The organism is Labrys sp. LIt4 (genome assembly GCF_017813775.1).
GTDB lineage: Bacteria > Pseudomonadota > Alphaproteobacteria > Rhizobiales > Labraceae > Labrys > Labrys okinawensis_A.
Window position 1 is genome coordinate 370681 of record NZ_JAGIPY010000004.1, and the last position, 15789, is coordinate 386469.

At 64.9% G+C, this 15789-nt stretch carries 13 protein-coding genes and 1 pseudogene; all 14 read right to left on the minus strand.

Features of this window, described 5'->3' with window-relative positions; genetic code table 11:
- Positions 1-5: 5 nt before the first annotated feature.
- The 14 genes and pseudogenes from J8I29_RS10085 to J8I29_RS10150 all read right to left on the minus strand — a co-directional run bounded on the left by J8I29_RS10085 (position 6) and on the right by J8I29_RS10150 (position 15656).
- A complete protein-coding gene (locus tag J8I29_RS10085) occupies positions 6-866 on the minus strand; it encodes an oxidoreductase (RefSeq protein ID WP_105861095.1) in 861 nt (286 codons plus the stop codon).
- Positions 867-947: 81 nt separating this feature from the next.
- Positions 948-1517, minus strand: a complete 570-nt coding sequence (locus J8I29_RS10090; RefSeq protein ID WP_209431535.1) for a TetR/AcrR family transcriptional regulator — start codon at positions 1515-1517, stop codon at positions 948-950.
- A 245-nt stretch (positions 1518-1762) separates the two neighbouring features.
- Entirely contained in the window at positions 1763-3109 is a 1347-nt protein-coding gene (locus J8I29_RS10095) for a nucleotide sugar dehydrogenase (RefSeq protein WP_209431536.1), read from the minus strand.
- Positions 3110-3282: 173 nt separating this feature from the next.
- Positions 3283-4611 (minus strand): peptidoglycan-binding domain-containing protein, encoded by a 1329-nt coding sequence (locus J8I29_RS10100; protein WP_209431537.1) that lies wholly within the window; start codon positions 4609-4611, stop codon positions 3283-3285.
- Positions 4612-4710: 99 nt separating this feature from the next.
- Positions 4711-4978, minus strand: a pseudogene (locus tag J8I29_RS10105) (ABC transporter permease); the annotation flags it as partial.
- 155 nt (positions 4979-5133) lie between these two features.
- Positions 5134-5547, minus strand: a complete 414-nt coding sequence (locus tag J8I29_RS10110) for an MAPEG family protein (protein ID WP_105861099.1) — start codon at positions 5545-5547, stop codon at positions 5134-5136.
- A gap of 86 nt (positions 5548-5633) precedes the next feature.
- Entirely contained in the window at positions 5634-6119 is a 486-nt protein-coding gene (locus J8I29_RS10115) for an SRPBCC family protein (RefSeq protein ID WP_209431538.1), read from the minus strand.
- A complete protein-coding gene (locus J8I29_RS10120; RefSeq protein ID WP_209431539.1) occupies positions 6119-6433 on the minus strand; it encodes a metalloregulator ArsR/SmtB family transcription factor in 315 nt (104 codons plus the stop codon). Before J8I29_RS10120 ends, J8I29_RS10115 begins: the two co-directional genes overlap by 1 nt.
- 99 nt (positions 6434-6532) lie before the next feature.
- Complete coding sequence (locus J8I29_RS10125) at positions 6533-7699, minus strand: ABC transporter permease (protein WP_105861102.1); 1167 nt, start codon at positions 7697-7699, stop codon at positions 6533-6535.
- Between the two features lie 8 nt (positions 7700-7707).
- Positions 7708-8727 (minus strand): ABC transporter permease, encoded by a 1020-nt coding sequence (locus tag J8I29_RS10130; protein ID WP_209431540.1) that lies wholly within the window; start codon positions 8725-8727, stop codon positions 7708-7710.
- A complete protein-coding gene (locus J8I29_RS10135; RefSeq protein ID WP_209431541.1) occupies positions 8724-10661 on the minus strand; it encodes an ABC transporter substrate-binding protein in 1938 nt (645 codons plus the stop codon). The genes J8I29_RS10130 and J8I29_RS10135 overlap by 4 nt, the downstream gene beginning before the upstream one ends.
- Complete coding sequence (locus J8I29_RS10140) at positions 10658-12562, minus strand: ABC transporter ATP-binding protein (RefSeq protein WP_209431542.1); 1905 nt, start codon at positions 12560-12562, stop codon at positions 10658-10660. Before J8I29_RS10140 ends, J8I29_RS10135 begins: the two co-directional genes overlap by 4 nt.
- Before the next feature lie 119 nt (positions 12563-12681).
- Complete coding sequence (locus J8I29_RS10145; RefSeq protein ID WP_209431543.1) at positions 12682-14544, minus strand: glycosyltransferase; 1863 nt, start codon at positions 14542-14544, stop codon at positions 12682-12684.
- Complete coding sequence (locus tag J8I29_RS10150; RefSeq protein ID WP_209431544.1) at positions 14541-15656, minus strand: glycosyltransferase family 4 protein; 1116 nt, start codon at positions 15654-15656, stop codon at positions 14541-14543. The genes J8I29_RS10145 and J8I29_RS10150 overlap by 4 nt, the downstream gene beginning before the upstream one ends.
- Positions 15657-15789: the final 133 nt, after the last annotated feature.

Here is a 15789-nt window from a genome sequence, read left to right on the forward strand (position 1 = left end):
GATGGCTAGGCCCTCAGCAAGGCCGGGAGTTCGGCGCCGTCGAAATCGGTGGAGGCGCTGACCTCGGCCCATTCGGCCGCCGCCTTCTGCCTGGCCGCCTCCGCCTGGCGGAAGACGTGAAGGGCATCGCTGCCGAGGAGCAGGTGGGCCGGCAGCGTCTCACGGGTGGAGAGATCAACCACAAGCCGGGCGATCTTTTCGGGGTCGCCGACTTCGTTGCCGACATAGGCCTTCATGCGGTTGAGGACCGCGCCGACGCTGGGTTCGTAGTCGGGCAGGATGTCGCTGGCGGCGTCACGGGCGGTGTAGCCCCAATCCGTGCGCATGCCGCCGGGCTCGAGGGCGATGACCTTGACGCCGAAGGGCGCGACTTCCTGGGCCAGCACCTCGGTGAAGCCGCCCACCGCCCATTTGGCGGCCTGATAGGCGCTGAGGCCGGGCGTGGCGACGCGCCCGCCGACGGAGGAAATGTTGATGATGTGGCCGGACCGCTGGCTGCGCATCACCGGCAGGGCCGCCCGGATCAAATTGACCACGCCGAAGAAATTGGTCTCGACCTGGGCGCGGAAATCCTCCTCCTCGGTCTGCTCGAAAGGACTGAGATGGCCGAAGCCGGCATTGTTGACGAGCACGTCGAGGCGGCCATAGGCGGCGACGGCAACGTCGACGGCACGCCGGGCCATGGCCGGATTGGTAACGTCGAGCGCCGGATTGAGCAGGCTGTCGCCGTAACGCTGCTTGAGGTCGGCAAGGCGTTCCGGATCGCGCGCCGTCGCCACCACCTTGTTGCCGGCGGCGAGCGCCGCCTCGAGGATCGAACGTCCCAGCCCGCGGCCGGCACCCGTGATCAGCCAGATCTTAGACATGGTTCACTTCCCATTTTGGTGAATAAAGAGTGTGCGCTCACTCATCTAACGTGCAAGAGAACTCGGTTTCCCGAGGTGGCGTCAGCTTCCCAGGCCGCCCCAGAAGATCTGGAAGCCGGCCTGCTTGTAGGCATCCCGCCTTTCCGGATCGCGCGCCGTGAATTCCAGGGTCGTCTCTGCGAGCGCCTCGAAGGAGGCGCTCAGGAACGCCATGGGCTGGTCCCGGAGCGGACCCAGCGCGTGGGCCTGTTCGAAAGCGGCACTGACATCACGAAATGCCGAGCTGCCAGCCTGCCTGGTGGCCGGGGTGATGCGCTCGGAGACGCCGAGCTGGCGCATGGCCTTGCGTTTCACCGGATATTTCGCGCCCCAGTTGATCCAGTGGCTCCAGATGTGCCAGGCGCGCTCCCTGATGCTGGCATCGGGGATGAAGCCCTGCATGATGGCTCCGCCAAGTTCGGTCTTGAGGGTCAGATAAAGCTGGTTGAGCAACTCGTCCTTGTTGGCGAAATATTTGAACAGCGTGCCCTCGGCGATCTCTGCGCCCTGGGCGATCTTCGCCGTCGGCGCGCCGATCCCCATGGCCGCCACCAACCTTGTGGCGGATTCCAGGATCGCCTGACGCTTCGCTTCGCTGAGGGGCCGTGCCACGGTTCAACTTCATTTGAGTGAGTACATGCTCATTTATAGAGATCGCCAGACGCTTCGTCAAGAACCAAGATGGGGCAATCGGATGAACGTCGATTTGGTCCACCCGCACGCGGTGCCGCATGCAAGGATGTATCGCTCCCGATGCTATAGCGTTTTGCGATTAGACGGAGTCACCTAGAATCGCAAAGACGCGTCAGAACAATGAGTTAGAGCAAATTAGCGTTCACGCTTGAACGCGCTTTGCTCTAGGCCTTGACCACCTTCGCCATGTCGGCGCCCGCCTTGGCACAGGCATTACGGGTGTCGACCACCAGCCGGGCCGCACTGGCGACGAGGGCGTAGTCGATGTCGTCATGGTCGGTGGCGATCAGTACGGCGTCGTAGCCGGCGAGCGTTTCAGGCGTGAGGGCCACGGAGCGCCGGCCGGCAAGAGCGGCATGCTCGCGCGTTTTCGGGATCACCTGGGCATGGGGATCGTGGAAGTCGGTCTCGGCGCCGCGTTCCTCGAGAATCTCGATCAGCTTGAACGAGGCGCTCTCCCTGGTGTCGTCGACATTCTTCTTGTAGGCGATGCCGATCAGCAGGATGCGGGCACCGTTGAGCCCGCGCCTGAAGCGCTTGTCGAGGGCCTCGGCCAGCCGGTCGACGACATGGCGCGGCATGGCGGCGTTGATCTGGCCGGCCAGCTCGATGAAGCGCGTGGCGATGTCGAACTCCCGCGCCTTCCAGGTCAGGTAGAAGGGGTCGATCGGAATGCAATGCCCACCGAGCCCGGGGCCGGGATAGAAGGGCATGTAGCCGAAGGGCTTGGTCCTGGCGGCCTCGATGATCTCCCAGACGTCGAGGCCCATGGCGTCGTAGATCACCTTCAATTCGTTGACGAGGGCGATGTTCACCGAGCGGAAGATATTCTCGGTGAGCTTGACCGCCTCCGCCGCCGCAGGGGAGGAGACCGGCACGGTGGCGCTGACGAAGGCGTCATAGAGGGTTTTTGCCAGGGCGAGCGCGTCGGCGCCGTCGCCGCCCACCACCTTGGGAATGTTCTGGGTGCCATAGACGGGATTGCCCGGATCCTCGCGCTCGGGCGAGAAGGCGAGGAAGAAGTCCCGGCCCGAGACGAGGCCGTCGGCCTCCAGTACCGGTTTCATCAGTTCCTCGGTGGTGCCGGGCCAGGTCGAGGATTCCAGGATGACGAGCTGGCCGCGCCGGAGCCTGGCCGCAATCGAGGCGGTCGAGTTGGCGACATAGGACATGTCGGGCTCGCGCTGGCGCGTCAGTGGCGTCGGCACGCAGATCAGGATGGCGTCCGGCTCGTCGAGCCGGACGAAATCGGCGGTGGCCGAGAACAGGCCCATGGCGATGGCTTCGCGGATCGGCGCATTGGAGATGTGCTTGATCAGCCCGTCGCCCTGGTTCAGCGCCGCCACCCGCCTGGTATCGATGTCGAAGCCGAGCACCTTGAAGCCCGCGCGCGCGATAGCGATGGCGAGTGGCAGGCCGACATAGCCGAGGCCGATGATGCCGATCACGGCCTGTCTGGCCTGGATGCGGGCGAGGAGGGCGGAGGCGAGCGGAGACTGCATGTCCTGCATATCCGCCAGGGCCGGGCGGAAGGCAAGCGGGCGTTGCGCCTGCGGGAGGTTCGAGCGTCACTGAGGCGGGTTCGACGGCCTCGACGAAAGCGCGGCTCGACATAGCCGATGTGCAATGCGGATGCATCCGCGTTTCACGCCGACGCTGGCCGCCATGCCGCCGCGCAGAGGTGTTATGGCGCGAGCCGGCTGTTTTTCATGGCGCCATGATATGTGTAGTCCATGATGAGGTGATGGACGTGGCCGGTCGGAGGGGGCACCGCAATTTTGTCCGCGCCCGTTGGTGCGTTGGAGGCGTTCCCATCCCAGGGGGAGGGCGGAAAATGCACCTCGGTGAGCGTGCTCGGCAGACCCTCTTTCTGCGTATGTCTCTTGATCGTCGGGCCGCCCTTTTGGGGCGAGATGTCGGCGTGCGCGCTCCTGATATACGTGCTGTCGAGATCGATGGCCTCGAGATAGCTGCCGTGGGTCGAGATCCGGTTGTAGAAATTGGCATGGTAGGCGATGCCGGAGCTGAAACTGGTCGAGCCGATCTCCACGTGATTCATCGACAGGGGAAGCGCCGGCGCGTCCGCCGGCGGATTGATCACCTTGTCACGGACCACCGTCAGGATTTCATACAGCGTATCGAGCGGCCGGTCCGCGAAGACATCGTTGGCGGCTGTCGGATGGTTAGCGGCCGCGTTGCGCATCATCGCAATGAGCAATGGGAACTTCCGTGCCGCCCCCAATTGCGGGGCCGTTATATTGAGATATCTCTGCGCAAGATCCTTCCAGTCGCTTCCCCAGCTGTCATAATTTCGATCGTCGGCGATGATGTGGGCGACGGGCTTTCCCCCCGGCTTATCCGGATAGACCTGAACCGGTGTGGGGTGGAAGAAGACGTGAAGCTTGTGGGAAACGATGGTGCCATCGGGCACGAAGGCGACGACCCAGAAGATAGCCCCTTTCTTTTCGACCTTGAGACGTGCCGTTTTCCCACTGATCTGGGGCAGATCGATCCATCTGGTCTTGCCACTCCCGAGGAAGGATCCTGGATCGATGGCTTTCCTGGAGGGCGCCGTTCCCGGCGTAACCGAGCCTTCGACGGTCACATAGATCGAAGGGTCGGTCATCGCGAAATTGAGTATCGGGTGCGGCGGCGGCTCGGGAGGATCAGGCGGAAACGGAGGGGATGGAGGGACAGGAGCAGGCCCGTTTTCCCTTGCCAGCATTTCGCTATCCAGGCTCGCGATGGTCATTTTGCCGACGATATTGTCGGCCTGAGTCTGATAGGCGCGATTGATGATGTTGCGCTTCTGCTTGTAGGACAGCACGGCCGCAGCCGTCGCCGGTCCATAAATCTCGTCCCGCGCCAGCCTGGCGCTGTCGAGCTCGGTCAGGGCTTGCTGGATCTTGCCGACATGGGGGCCGCGGGAGCCGGGCATGATATGCGCGGCATCAAGTTGCGCGGCTGCTTCCAGCTTGGGATCGCCGCGAAAGAGCTTGGATTGCAAGGCCATGGGATCCCGCTCTCATCGCGGCCATAATCACAAATCCTAGCGCATCCGTGACGGCGGAACAATTAGGATCACCGATTCGAAAAGTTTCCCGAGCATCGGTTACGAGGCGGCCGCGTCCCTGAGGCCGTCGCCGAAGAAATTGAAGGCGAGCACGACCAGCATCACCGGGATCATCGGCATCAGCAGCCAGGATAGAGGTTGATGGCGCCCAGATTCTGCGCGGAATTGAGCAGCACGCCCCAGCTCACCACCGGCGGGCGCAGGCACCCATCATCTCGGCGACATGCACGAAATCCTCGTTGCGCAGCGATTTCACTTTCGAGCGCACCGCCAGCGACAGGCCCGGCCAGTCGAGCAGGCCGAGGATGTGCCGGAAACCGAGGAACAAGGGATTCAGAGCTTCCTCTACCGGGGCGGCAGCCTTTCGATCCGAAAGCCTGCCGCTATCTCACTCCTTCCCGGTCTGGATGCGGCCTGAGACTGTGCGGGACCGGAGGCCAGGAATGGTCCGGCACCGGTTCCTCAGACGATGGCGGCCCATCCAATCACCACGATGAGGATCATGGTAATCGCAGCGCCTGAGACATAGAGAACGGTTCGCACGCTGCCGCCTTTTGCCGCGTTGCCGCCTCGCAGGTAGACTGCAACATGAGCCAGCCGGATCGCTACGTGGAGCCATACCAAAACGGCGAGCAAGGTCGGCCCGACGCCCACCATCATCGCCAGTACGGCCGGCACGACGAAAGGGGCAATCGCCTCTACCGAGTTCAGATGCACACGATCGATGCGGTAGAGCAGGTTCTCGTCATCCGCCGGCAGCACCGGGCCGGAGAGCGCTCCGGCCCTGCCCTTGGAATATCCTGAAGTGACGGCCAAGACGACGGAGACCAGGCAGAGCACGAGCACTCCGATGATGCTGAAGGTGTAGGCTGCCATGTGATCTCCACGGATTAGAGCCATGGTGAGCGCGGGGATGAAGCAGGCAGGCGGCCGAACGATCGCCATCCAACCGGCGGCGGGTATCAGGCCTGTGCGGCCACCAATTCTGCGAAGCGACGCAGATAGAGCGGCCAGCCCTGGTCGCCGGCAACGGCGTCGCGCTCGCCTTCCCAACCCTGGCCATGGCGTTCGAGCTTCCGGTGCTCGAGCTCGACTCGGGTGCGGCTCGCCGTTTCGGCAATGAACTGCACCTCCCATTCGCTGGTCTTTTCCGGATCGGTCTCGATCTGCCATCGCGGGCTGATGTCCCAGCTCAACAGCACCCGATGAGGTGGCTCATAAGCCAGCACGCGTGCCCAGCGGCATTCGCTGCCGTCGATGCCACGGTCATAGATATTGCCGCCGACCCGTGGCTCAAACACGGTTTCGGCGATGTCGACGCCGAGCAGGTTATGCTCACGGGGCTTGAAGCTGCCGAATTGCTCGGTGAAGACCTTGAAGGCGCGCTCGATCGGCGCCTCGACCACGATGGATTGCTTCACGGTTGAGGGTGTTACATGAGAGCTCATTACTGTTCCTCTGCCGGTTGCTCGGCGGCAATCTTGTAGGCCGCGAGGGTATCGCTCCAGAAACGGTCGAGCCAGGCGCGCATCTGGCCAAGCCCATGCGGATCGATGTGGTAGACGTTGCTCGCCCCCTTTGGCTCCGAACGCACGAGCCGCGATTCACGCAATATCTTCAGATGCTGCGAGACAGCCGACTGGGAGACGGAAACATGCCGGGTGATCTCGGCAACGGAGCGCGGATGCTCTGCGATCAACTCGAAGATCGTTCGACGGGTCTGGTCGCCCAATGCGGCCAGTTGCACGCTATCAACAGCCATGACTTATGATTAGTATAAACTGATAATAATGTCAAAACGACGCGGCGGGGCTCTCCGTCCCGCATCAGCCTTTCCGATCCTGACTGACCGTTCTCCGGCTCAATGATAGGGGTCGGCCGCGTCCCTGAGGCCGTCGCCGAAGAAATTGAAGGCGAGCACGACCAGCATCACCGGGATCATCGGGATCAGCAGCCAGGGATAGAGGTTGATGGCGCCCAGATTCTGGGCGGAGTTGAGCAGCACGCCCCAGCTCACCACGGGCGGGCGCAGGCCGAGCCCGAGGAAGGACAGCGCCGTCTCGCCCAGGATCATCGCCGGGATCGATAGGGTGGCGCTGGCGATCAGATGGCTCATGAAATTGGGCAGGAGGTGGCGGCCGATGATGCGGGCGCGCGAGGCTCCCATCATCTCGGCGGCATGCACGAAATCCTCGTTGCGCAGCGATTTCACCTTCGAGCGCACTGCCAAAGCCAGGCCCGGCCAGTCGAGCAGGCCGAGGATGATGGTGATGCCGAGAAAGACGATCACCGGGCTCCAATTGGCCGGCAGGGCCGCGGACAAAGCGAGCCAAAGCGGCAGTTCGGGCAGCGAGCGCAGCACCTCGATCAGGCGCATCACCAGGGCATCGACGATGCCGCCGACATAGCCGGCGAGGCCCCCCAGCGTCAGGCCGATCGTGAAGGAGACCGCGATGCCGATCAGGCCCACGGTCAGAGAGATGCGGGCGCCGTAAATGATGCGCGAGAGCATGTCCCGGCCAAGCCGGTCCGTCCCGAGCAGGAAGGCGGTGCCGTTTTCAGGCGGGCAGACCAGGTGGAAGTTGCCTTCGAACAGACCCCACATCTTGTAGCGCTCGCCATGGCAGAAGAAGCGCAGCGGCTGGGGTTTGGTCTTGTCGACCTGATAGATGCCGGGAAATTGCGGGCTTTCGATATCCCGGATGGCGAAGCTCACGGGATAGACGAAGGGGCCGACGAACTGCCCGTCATGGAACAGATGCACGCTCTGCGGCGGCGTATAGAGATAGTCGGCATTGCGCTGGTTCAGGGAATAGGGAGCGATGACTTCCACGAAAGGCAGCGACAGATAGATCAGCGCCAGAAAGATGCCGGCGAATAGGGCCGGCCGATTGCGCCGGAATTTCCACCAGATCAGCGTGGCCGAGGAAGCGCGATAGAACCGCTCCTCCTCGGCCGTCATCTTCTTGGCGACATAGGGGTCGAAGGGAGCGGGATTGACGTAATGGGGCGATCGCAGTTCGGTCATGGATCGTCCTATTTGCCGGTGCCGATACGAATGCGCGGATCGAGCACGGCAAGGGCGAGATCAGCGATGAACATGCCGACCACGGTGAGGAAGGCAACGAAGAGCAGGATGAAGCCGGCCAGATACTGGTCCTGGATGCGCAGGGCCTGCACCAGGATGGGGCCGATCGTCGGCAGGCTCAGCACGATGGAGACGATGGCCGAGCCCGAGACGATGCTGGGCAGGAGATTGCCGATATCGGCCACGAAGGGATTGAGCGCGATGCGGAACGGGTACTTCAGCAGAGCCCGGCCGGGCGGCAGCCCCTTGGCCTTGGCGGTGACCGTATATTGCTTGGCGAGCTCGTCGAGCAGGTTGGCGCGCAGCCGCCTTATCATGCCGGCAGTGCCGGCGAGGCCGATCACCACCACCGGCACGATCATGTGGCTGAGGAAGGAGCCGAGCTTGCCGAACGACCAGGGCGCGTCGGTATAATCGGGGCCGAACATGCCGCCGATCGAGATGCCGAACCAGCGGTTGAGATAGAACAGCAGCGCGAGGGCGAGCAGGAAACTGGGCGTCGCCAGGCCGATATAACCCAGGAACGTCACCAGATGGGCACCGACGGAATTGCGGCGGGTGGCCGAATAGATGGCGATCGGGATGGCCACCAGGTGGATGAAGACGATCACCGCCAGGTTGAGCAGGACGGTTAGCAGCAGGGCGTCACCCACCACCGCCTTCACCGGCTGCTCATATTCGAACGACCAGCCCCAATAGCCCTGGATGAGGCCCTTGAAGCCGTTGGGGCCGGGCAATATGCCGAGCCAGGTGGCGTATTGGTGGAGCAGCGGCTTGTCGAGGCCGTATTGCGCCCGCATCGCCTCGGCCTTGGCCACGCTGGCAGCCTCGCCCTGGGCCCTGAGTTCGTTGATCTTGTTGGTCAGGAAGTCGCCGGGGGGCAGCTTGATCACGATGAAGATCAGAAGCGAAATCAAGAGCAGCGTCACCACCATGGTGGCGAAGCGCCGCAGCACGTAGCGCATCATGGCGCGTTCCCCGTCACGACGATGTTGTCATAGTAGAATTCATCGACGCGATAGACACCTAGCAGCGCCGTCGGCTCCCACGAAAACACCGCCTTCTTGGGAATGTTGCGGATGGCCTTGTTGACGACGATGGGCTTGAGCGCGCCCTGCACGGTGCCGATGCTGAATTGCTGGTCGGCATGGAGGGAGAGCATGTTGCGCCAGATCGCCGCCTGAGTGTTCAGGGTGGTTGCATTCATCCATTGCTCCCACAGGGACATCAGCTCGATCGCTTCGGGCATGTCGGGCTTTTCGCCGGCCATGCCGCCGGTTTCGGCATATTGGCCCCATTTGGGCCAGGAATAATTGTCCTGGCGCAGGGGAGCCAGGCCGCTGGGCGGCATCAGTGCGGTCGGAATGGCGTTCTCCAGGCCCTCGCTCGCCACCATCAGCGTGACGCCCGAGAAGGAGCGCTTGTTGAGGTCGTTGCTGTCCTCGGCCTTCACCACCACTTTGAGGCCGACATCCTGCCAGAACTCGCTGGTGATCTCGAGCGCATCGGCGATGTCGCGGGCGGTGCCGGCGACCTCGACGATCAGTTCCGCTTCCCGGCCGTCGGGCAGCAGGCGGAAGCCGGCGGCATTGCGCTTGTTGAGGCCGGCTTCGTCCAGCAGCTTCTTGGCCAGCGCCGGGTCGTAGGTGGCCCAGCGCTTGCGGTCGTCCTCGCTGTAGAGCGCGCTTTCAGGCATCACCGTGTTGTTGCCCTCGATGCCGAGCCGGAACCACAGGGAATTGTTGAGCGTGTGCCGGTCGATGGCCAGCGACAAAGCCCGGCGGAAGCGCACGTCCCTGAGCACGCCGCGCCAGACCGGGTCATTGCAGGTGAGGTTGGGAAACAAGGCGAAGGCGGAACCGCGCGCGATCGGCCAGGCCAGTGTGCGATAGGCGTGGCTGGCCTCGCCTTCCTTGAGCGTGGGGATGTCGCTGGTGCTCAGTCCCCAGGCCAGCAGATCGACCTCGCCCGCATTGGCCTTGGCGGCGAACAGGCCGCCGGACGAGATCGAGACCACGATACGGTCGATATAGGGCAGCTGTCGCCCGCGCGGGTCGACCCGGTGGAAATAGGGGTTGCGCTCGAACACATATTGCTGGGCCGGCGCCTTGGTCACCACATGCCAGGGGTCGAGCGTCGGCATGTCGGGGTTGGAGTTCTCATAGGGATCGTCGAGCTTGTTGTAGAGCGCAGCCCAGGAGGTCATCTGCCGGTCCGCGGTCATCTGGGCGAGCTTGTCGGCATCCCCATATTTCTTGTGGAACTGCTTGAGATAATGCGCCGGCGCATAGATCCAGATCGGCCGTGGTCCGGCCAATGACGGCAGGAAGCCCGGATTGGGCTTGGACCAGGTGTAGCGGATATGGGTGGCGTCGAGCACCTCGACCTTCGGCTTCTCGCCGTCCACCAGCATGAAGGCGGGCGGGCCGGTGGGATTGAGCTTCGAATTGAGGGCGACGTCCTCCCAGTAGAAGCGGAAGTCCTCGGTGGTGAAGGGCGCGCCGTCAGACCAGCGATGACCCTCGCGCAGCGTGAAGGTGAAGACCTTGTCGTCCTTGCTGTCGACGGCCTGCAGGATATCCGGCTCGAGGTTGAGGTGTTCGTCGTAGCCGACCAGCCGAGTATAGCTGATGACGTTGATGTAGCGCAGGTCCCGGGCCTTGGCGGCCAGGGTGCGGATTTCGCCGCCATAGTCGCCGAGGCTGCGGTTGCGGGCGAGCATGTCGGCCACCAGCGGCACCTTCGGCATGCGGTCGAGCAGCGGCGGCAGGGCGCCGCTGGCGATCTTGGCCACCAGGGAGGGCGGCTCGGCGGGCGCCGGCGGCGGATCCGCGACGGCCGGGCCGGCCAGGAGGAAGGCGAGGCCCAGTGCGGCCGCAAGTCGCTTCAGGAGGGTGTTCACGCCGCTTCTCCCCTGCGCTGGTCGGCCGCCGTGGCGCCGAGGCGGACGAAATGGCGGGGCTCGACCTCCACCATGACAGGCGGCGGTGCATTCGGTGCGATGGTGAAGGGAGCGGGCCAGTGCTCGGGCTGGGAGGCGCCGCCGGTCTTCAGCTTGGCGAAGTCGAGCGGGCTGGCGAGGTCGACGTCCGGAATGGCCTGCAGCAGGGCCTTGGTATAGGGGTGCTGGGGCGAACGGAACAGCACCTCGCGCGGGGCCTGCTCCACGATATGGCCGCGGCACATCACGGCGATATCGCGGGCCATGTATTCGACCACGGCCAGGTTGTGGGACACGAACAGGTAGGAGACGCCGAGTGCCGCCTGCAAATCCTTGAGCAGGTTGAGGATCTGGGCCTGGACCGAGACGTCGAGAGCCGAGGTCGGCTCGTCACACAGGATCACCTTGGGTTCCAGCGCCAGGGCACGGGCTAGGCCGATGCGCTGGCGCTGGCCGCCCGAGAAGGAATGCGGGTAGCGGCGCATATATTGGGGCTCCAGCCCGACCAGTTCGAGCAGGGACTTGACCCGTTCATGGCGTTCGTCGGAGGTGCCGATGCCGTGGATCCGCAGGGGTTCCGACAGGATGTCGAACACCGTCATGCGCGGGTTGAGACTGGAGAAGGGATCTTGGAACACGAACTGGACGGAGCGGCGGTAGGCCTTGAGCGCTTCGCCTTCCAGCGTGAACACGTCGCGCGGGCCATCGCCGTCATCGAAGCGAACCTCGCCGCTATCCGGGGCGCTGCCGGGGGCGCGCATGATCATGCGCGACAGGGTGGTCTTGCCCGAGCCGGATTCGCCGACGAGGCCCAGCGTGGTGCCGCGTTCGAGCGAGAGCGAGACGTTGGTCAGCGCCTGGATCGTCTCGCTGCGGCCCGACCACATGCCCGATCGCATCGTGAACGTCTTGGAGACATTCTCGACCTGAAGCACCGGGCCGCCGCCTGCCGACGCCGGGGCGGGCGCCGCCGCTCCGCGGGGCGGAACGGCGATTTCCCGCAGGGGCTTCAGTCTTTCGCCCGGCTTCATATTGAAATGGGGCACGGCCCGCATCAAAGCCTTGAGGTAGTCATGCTGCGGGTTCTGGAAGATGGCGTCGCGGCCGCCGAGTTCCATCACCTCGCCGCGATACATCACCACCACCTCGTCCGCCATGTTGGCGACCACGCCGAGATCGTGGGTGATGAAGATCACCGCCATGCTCTGGTTCACGGCGCTCTTGGCGTCCTGGATTTCCTTGATGAGGGCGAGGATCTGCGCCTGCGTGGTGACGTCGAGCGCCGTGGTTGGCTCGTCCGCGACCAGCAAGGCGGGCCGGCAGATCAGGGCCATGGCGATCATGGCGCGCTGGCGCATGCCGCCCGACAGCTCGAAGGGATAGGTGGTGAGCATGCGCTTGGGATTGCGGAAATGGATCTTGGCGAAGAGATCGAGCGCCCGTTCATTCGCCTCGCGCCGGGAACAGCTCGTATGCACCATCAGCGCTTCGGTAACCTGGTCCCCGATGGTGTGCACCGGCGACAGCGAGGTCATCGGCTCCTGGAAGATCATGGCGATGCGCGCACCCCGGATGGCGCGCATTTCAGGCCCGTTCGGACTGAGCTTGACGAGATCCGTCGTCGTGCCGGTGGCAGGGTCTCTGAACAGACAACTGCCGCCCGTGATCCGCGCCGTCTTGGACAGCAGGCCCATGATGGCCTGGGCCGTCACCGACTTGCCGGATCCGGACTCACCAACCACCGCCAGCGTCTGCCCTTCGAAGACGTCGAAAGACACGTTCTTCACCGCGTGAACCAGACCGGTGTCGCCCTGGAAGTCTACGCTGAGATCGCGCACGCTCAGCAACGGCTGGTTGATCATTCCCGCTCCGCAGTCTCTCCGATGCCCGTTTTCCGGTGCTTGTCGGTTGCCAGACTATTCCCACGCGCAATCGCGCGCCACTGCTATCTGGCGTGTGTATCGTTTTTCGATCCAGTGCTTCATGCAAATAACGCGCATGCTGGCATGAAGCGTATATTCGCGTGCTTCTTGAGCCTGTCGAACAATCTATCCAGGAAACTCCAAATCCAGGCGTCGTGTACGAGGTGATGGGTCAGTATGCCCAAGGGTTCGTCATGTTCAAGGGCGCGGATGCATTGTGACAATACCAAAACAGGATCGAGGAGGCCGCCACCTTGTTTCCAGGCGATCGGATCGACGTGAATATTGACGGCGGTAAGATCATGCAGGCGGGCGGCGAGCCGCGGGCCGGCGACGGACAGGCCGCGAAAGCCGAGGGCGGCGAGGCCGCCGATCAGTGCCGGATCGATGCGGTTCCAGGGCGGCACGAGGACGGGCAGGCAGCGCTCCCCGAAGCGGGAGCGTAATGTCGAGAGGCCCCGGCCGAGTTCCGCCAGCATTTCGGCGACGGCACGGTGGCCGAGTTCCTGCTTCTTGGCGCCGGGTGGGGCATGATTGGCATGGGCATAGCCATGCACCAGCACATCGACATGCCGTTCTTCGGCGATCGCCCCGGCGAGGTTGGGTGAGGCGGCGGCCGGAATGACGGCCAGCGACAGCGGCAGGGCGTGCCGATGCGCCAGGGCGAGCAGGCGGTCGAGCGCCGGCGTGGCGGCGACGGCGTCGTCGTCGCGCCACCACAGGCGAATTTCGCGGCGGGCAGCGAGGGCCTCGTCGAGGCGCGTCCAGGCCTGGGTCAGCTCTTCGGCACGCTGCGCCGCCGCCTCCACCGCCCGCACGCTGGCGGCAATGCCGTCGAGGGCAAGGACCGGCGCCTCACCGGGCGTGCGCGCCAGGGCGGCCTTGACGGCTGCCGCGAGGGCGGGACCGGAGAGATCGGCCTCGCCGACGATGCCGGCGAGGCCGAGAGCATGGAAACGCTCGGCGCGCAGGCGCTGTTCGGCCTCCTTGCCCTGCTCGAACGGCACCACCACCGCCGGTACGCCCGCGCGGGCGAGGTCGATCATGGTGTTGTAGCCCGCCTGGCTCACCGAAGCGGCCGCCCCTGCCAGCAGGGCTGGAAAGTCCGGCCTGGCGCGCTCGACGATGACCCGTGGCCCGGCATTGGCCGCCAGTGCCTCGAAATCGGCCTCGGTGACGCCGTGCCCGACCAGCAGGCGCCAGCGCGCGGGCGTGTCGGCAAGCGCCGCGGCTTCGATGGAGGCGCGGTAGAGCGGCAGGCTGGCGGCACTGCCGCCGCCCGAGACCAGGATTTCGCCGGAGGGGACGCCTTTTACGGGTTCGGCCGTGTCGGCGATGTAGCCGGTATAGGTCAGGATGCGCTCCAGCCCCGGGCTGGTGGGCCAGGACGCCGACAGCGGCGTGACCACGGCATCGCCATGCACCAGCACGCCGTCATAGAAGCGGGCGAGGACGGCCTCCGTCTCCTCCACCCGGCTCGGCTTGGCCGGCGGGTTGAGGATGTCGCGGATGGAGGAGAGGATGGCCACCGGTCTGGGCCGATCGCGCGCCGCCTCGAGCAGGGCTCGGAATTCGGCGGCGAGCTGGCGCCGGCCGAAGGGGTAGGTTTCGGTCACGACCACGTCGGGGTCGGCAGAGGCGAGTGCCGCCAGGATCGCCTCGATGCGGGCTTGCCGGACATCATCGCCGATTTCCTTGCCATCCGCGTCGAGCAGGGTGCGGAAATCGACGCCGACGCAATGGACGGGCGGCAATTGCACGAAGGTTGCCCCCTCGACCCGGATCAGGGGAGCAGGCCGGCCGCCGCTGACCAGGGTGACGCGATGGCCGGCGGCGACCAGCCCGCGCGCCAGGGCGGCCGCACGGGCGAGGTGGCCGACGCCGAGCAGATGAGTAACGAGGATAAGGACCGAGCGGCTCATGCGGCGGGCTTTCCCGGTTGGACAAGCGGCAGCAAGAGCTCGCGCAGGCGGCCGGAGGCGGAGGCGAGCGAGCGCTCCTGCCGGGCAAAGGCGAGGGACTGGCCGGAGAAAAGCTGCCGCAGCGCGGTGTCGCGCATCAGCCTGGCCAAAGCGGCGCTGAAATCGGCGATGTCGCCGGGCTTGGTCAGCAGGCCCGTATGGCCATCGCGAACCACCGAGCCGACGCCGCCGAAAGCGCCGGCGACCGCGGGGCAGCCCTGCAGGGCCGCCTCCAGGAAGACCATGCCGAAGGCTTCGTTGACGGCTGGCCAGGCCAGCAGATCGGCCTGGGCGTAAAGCAAGGCCAGTCTGGCGCGGTCGTCGATGCGGCCATGCAGGGCGACCCGCTCGCCGAAGGGGGCGAACAGCGCCTCGACGTGGGGCCGGGCAGGGCCATCGCCGACGATGTCGAGATGCCAGGGATGATCGCCGCCGAGCCCGGCAAGGGCTGCCGCCAGGATTTCATAGGACGCCAGCTTGTCGCGCTCGCGCATCATGGCGACGCTGAGAAGGCGGCAGAAGCCGGGCGCGGGCCGGCTTCGCTCCAGCAACGGCCAGCCCGCCGCATCGATGAAGGGGGGCAGGTCGACCAGCGCCTGTCCATCGGGCCTTGCCGCTTCCAGCATGGCGCGGTCATTCGGGTTGAGGATGAGGATGAGGGTGGCTGCGTCGAGCGCGGCCTCCGCCTGGGCATGGCCCCTTGACCAGGCTCCCTGGGCCCGCTTGGGAGCCCGTGATCCCTCCGCGATCACATAGGGGATGCCGAGGGCGCGGGCGATCGCCGGACCGACGAGGTCGGGCGCCTTGTAATAGACGTGGTAGGTGAACCACAGGGCGGGCCGTTCCTGCGGCTGCTCGCGATAGAGGGCAAGCAGGCGGCTCGCTTCCGCCTGTGCCGGCTCCGAAAAATCCCACCCCCCGGCCGAATCCGCCGTCCTCAGCGTCGAAGCGACATCGGCCTCGAAGCCGGCGCCCTGCAACGCGGCGAGGAAGAGGCGCGCCGTTTCCCGATCGCCCGAGGGTGTCGGGTGGTCAGGGGGCTTGAGCGGGGCGTAAAAGGCAATGTGTGGCATGATTCACAGTGGGCTCTATCTTGCCACTCGCCGGCATACAATCCCACGTGATGGCTCGGCTGTCGCAGGGAGTAGAAAACCATCGATCTGCAAGCTCAAAGAAGAACGCTCATGCGCCAAACATTTTCGGTGG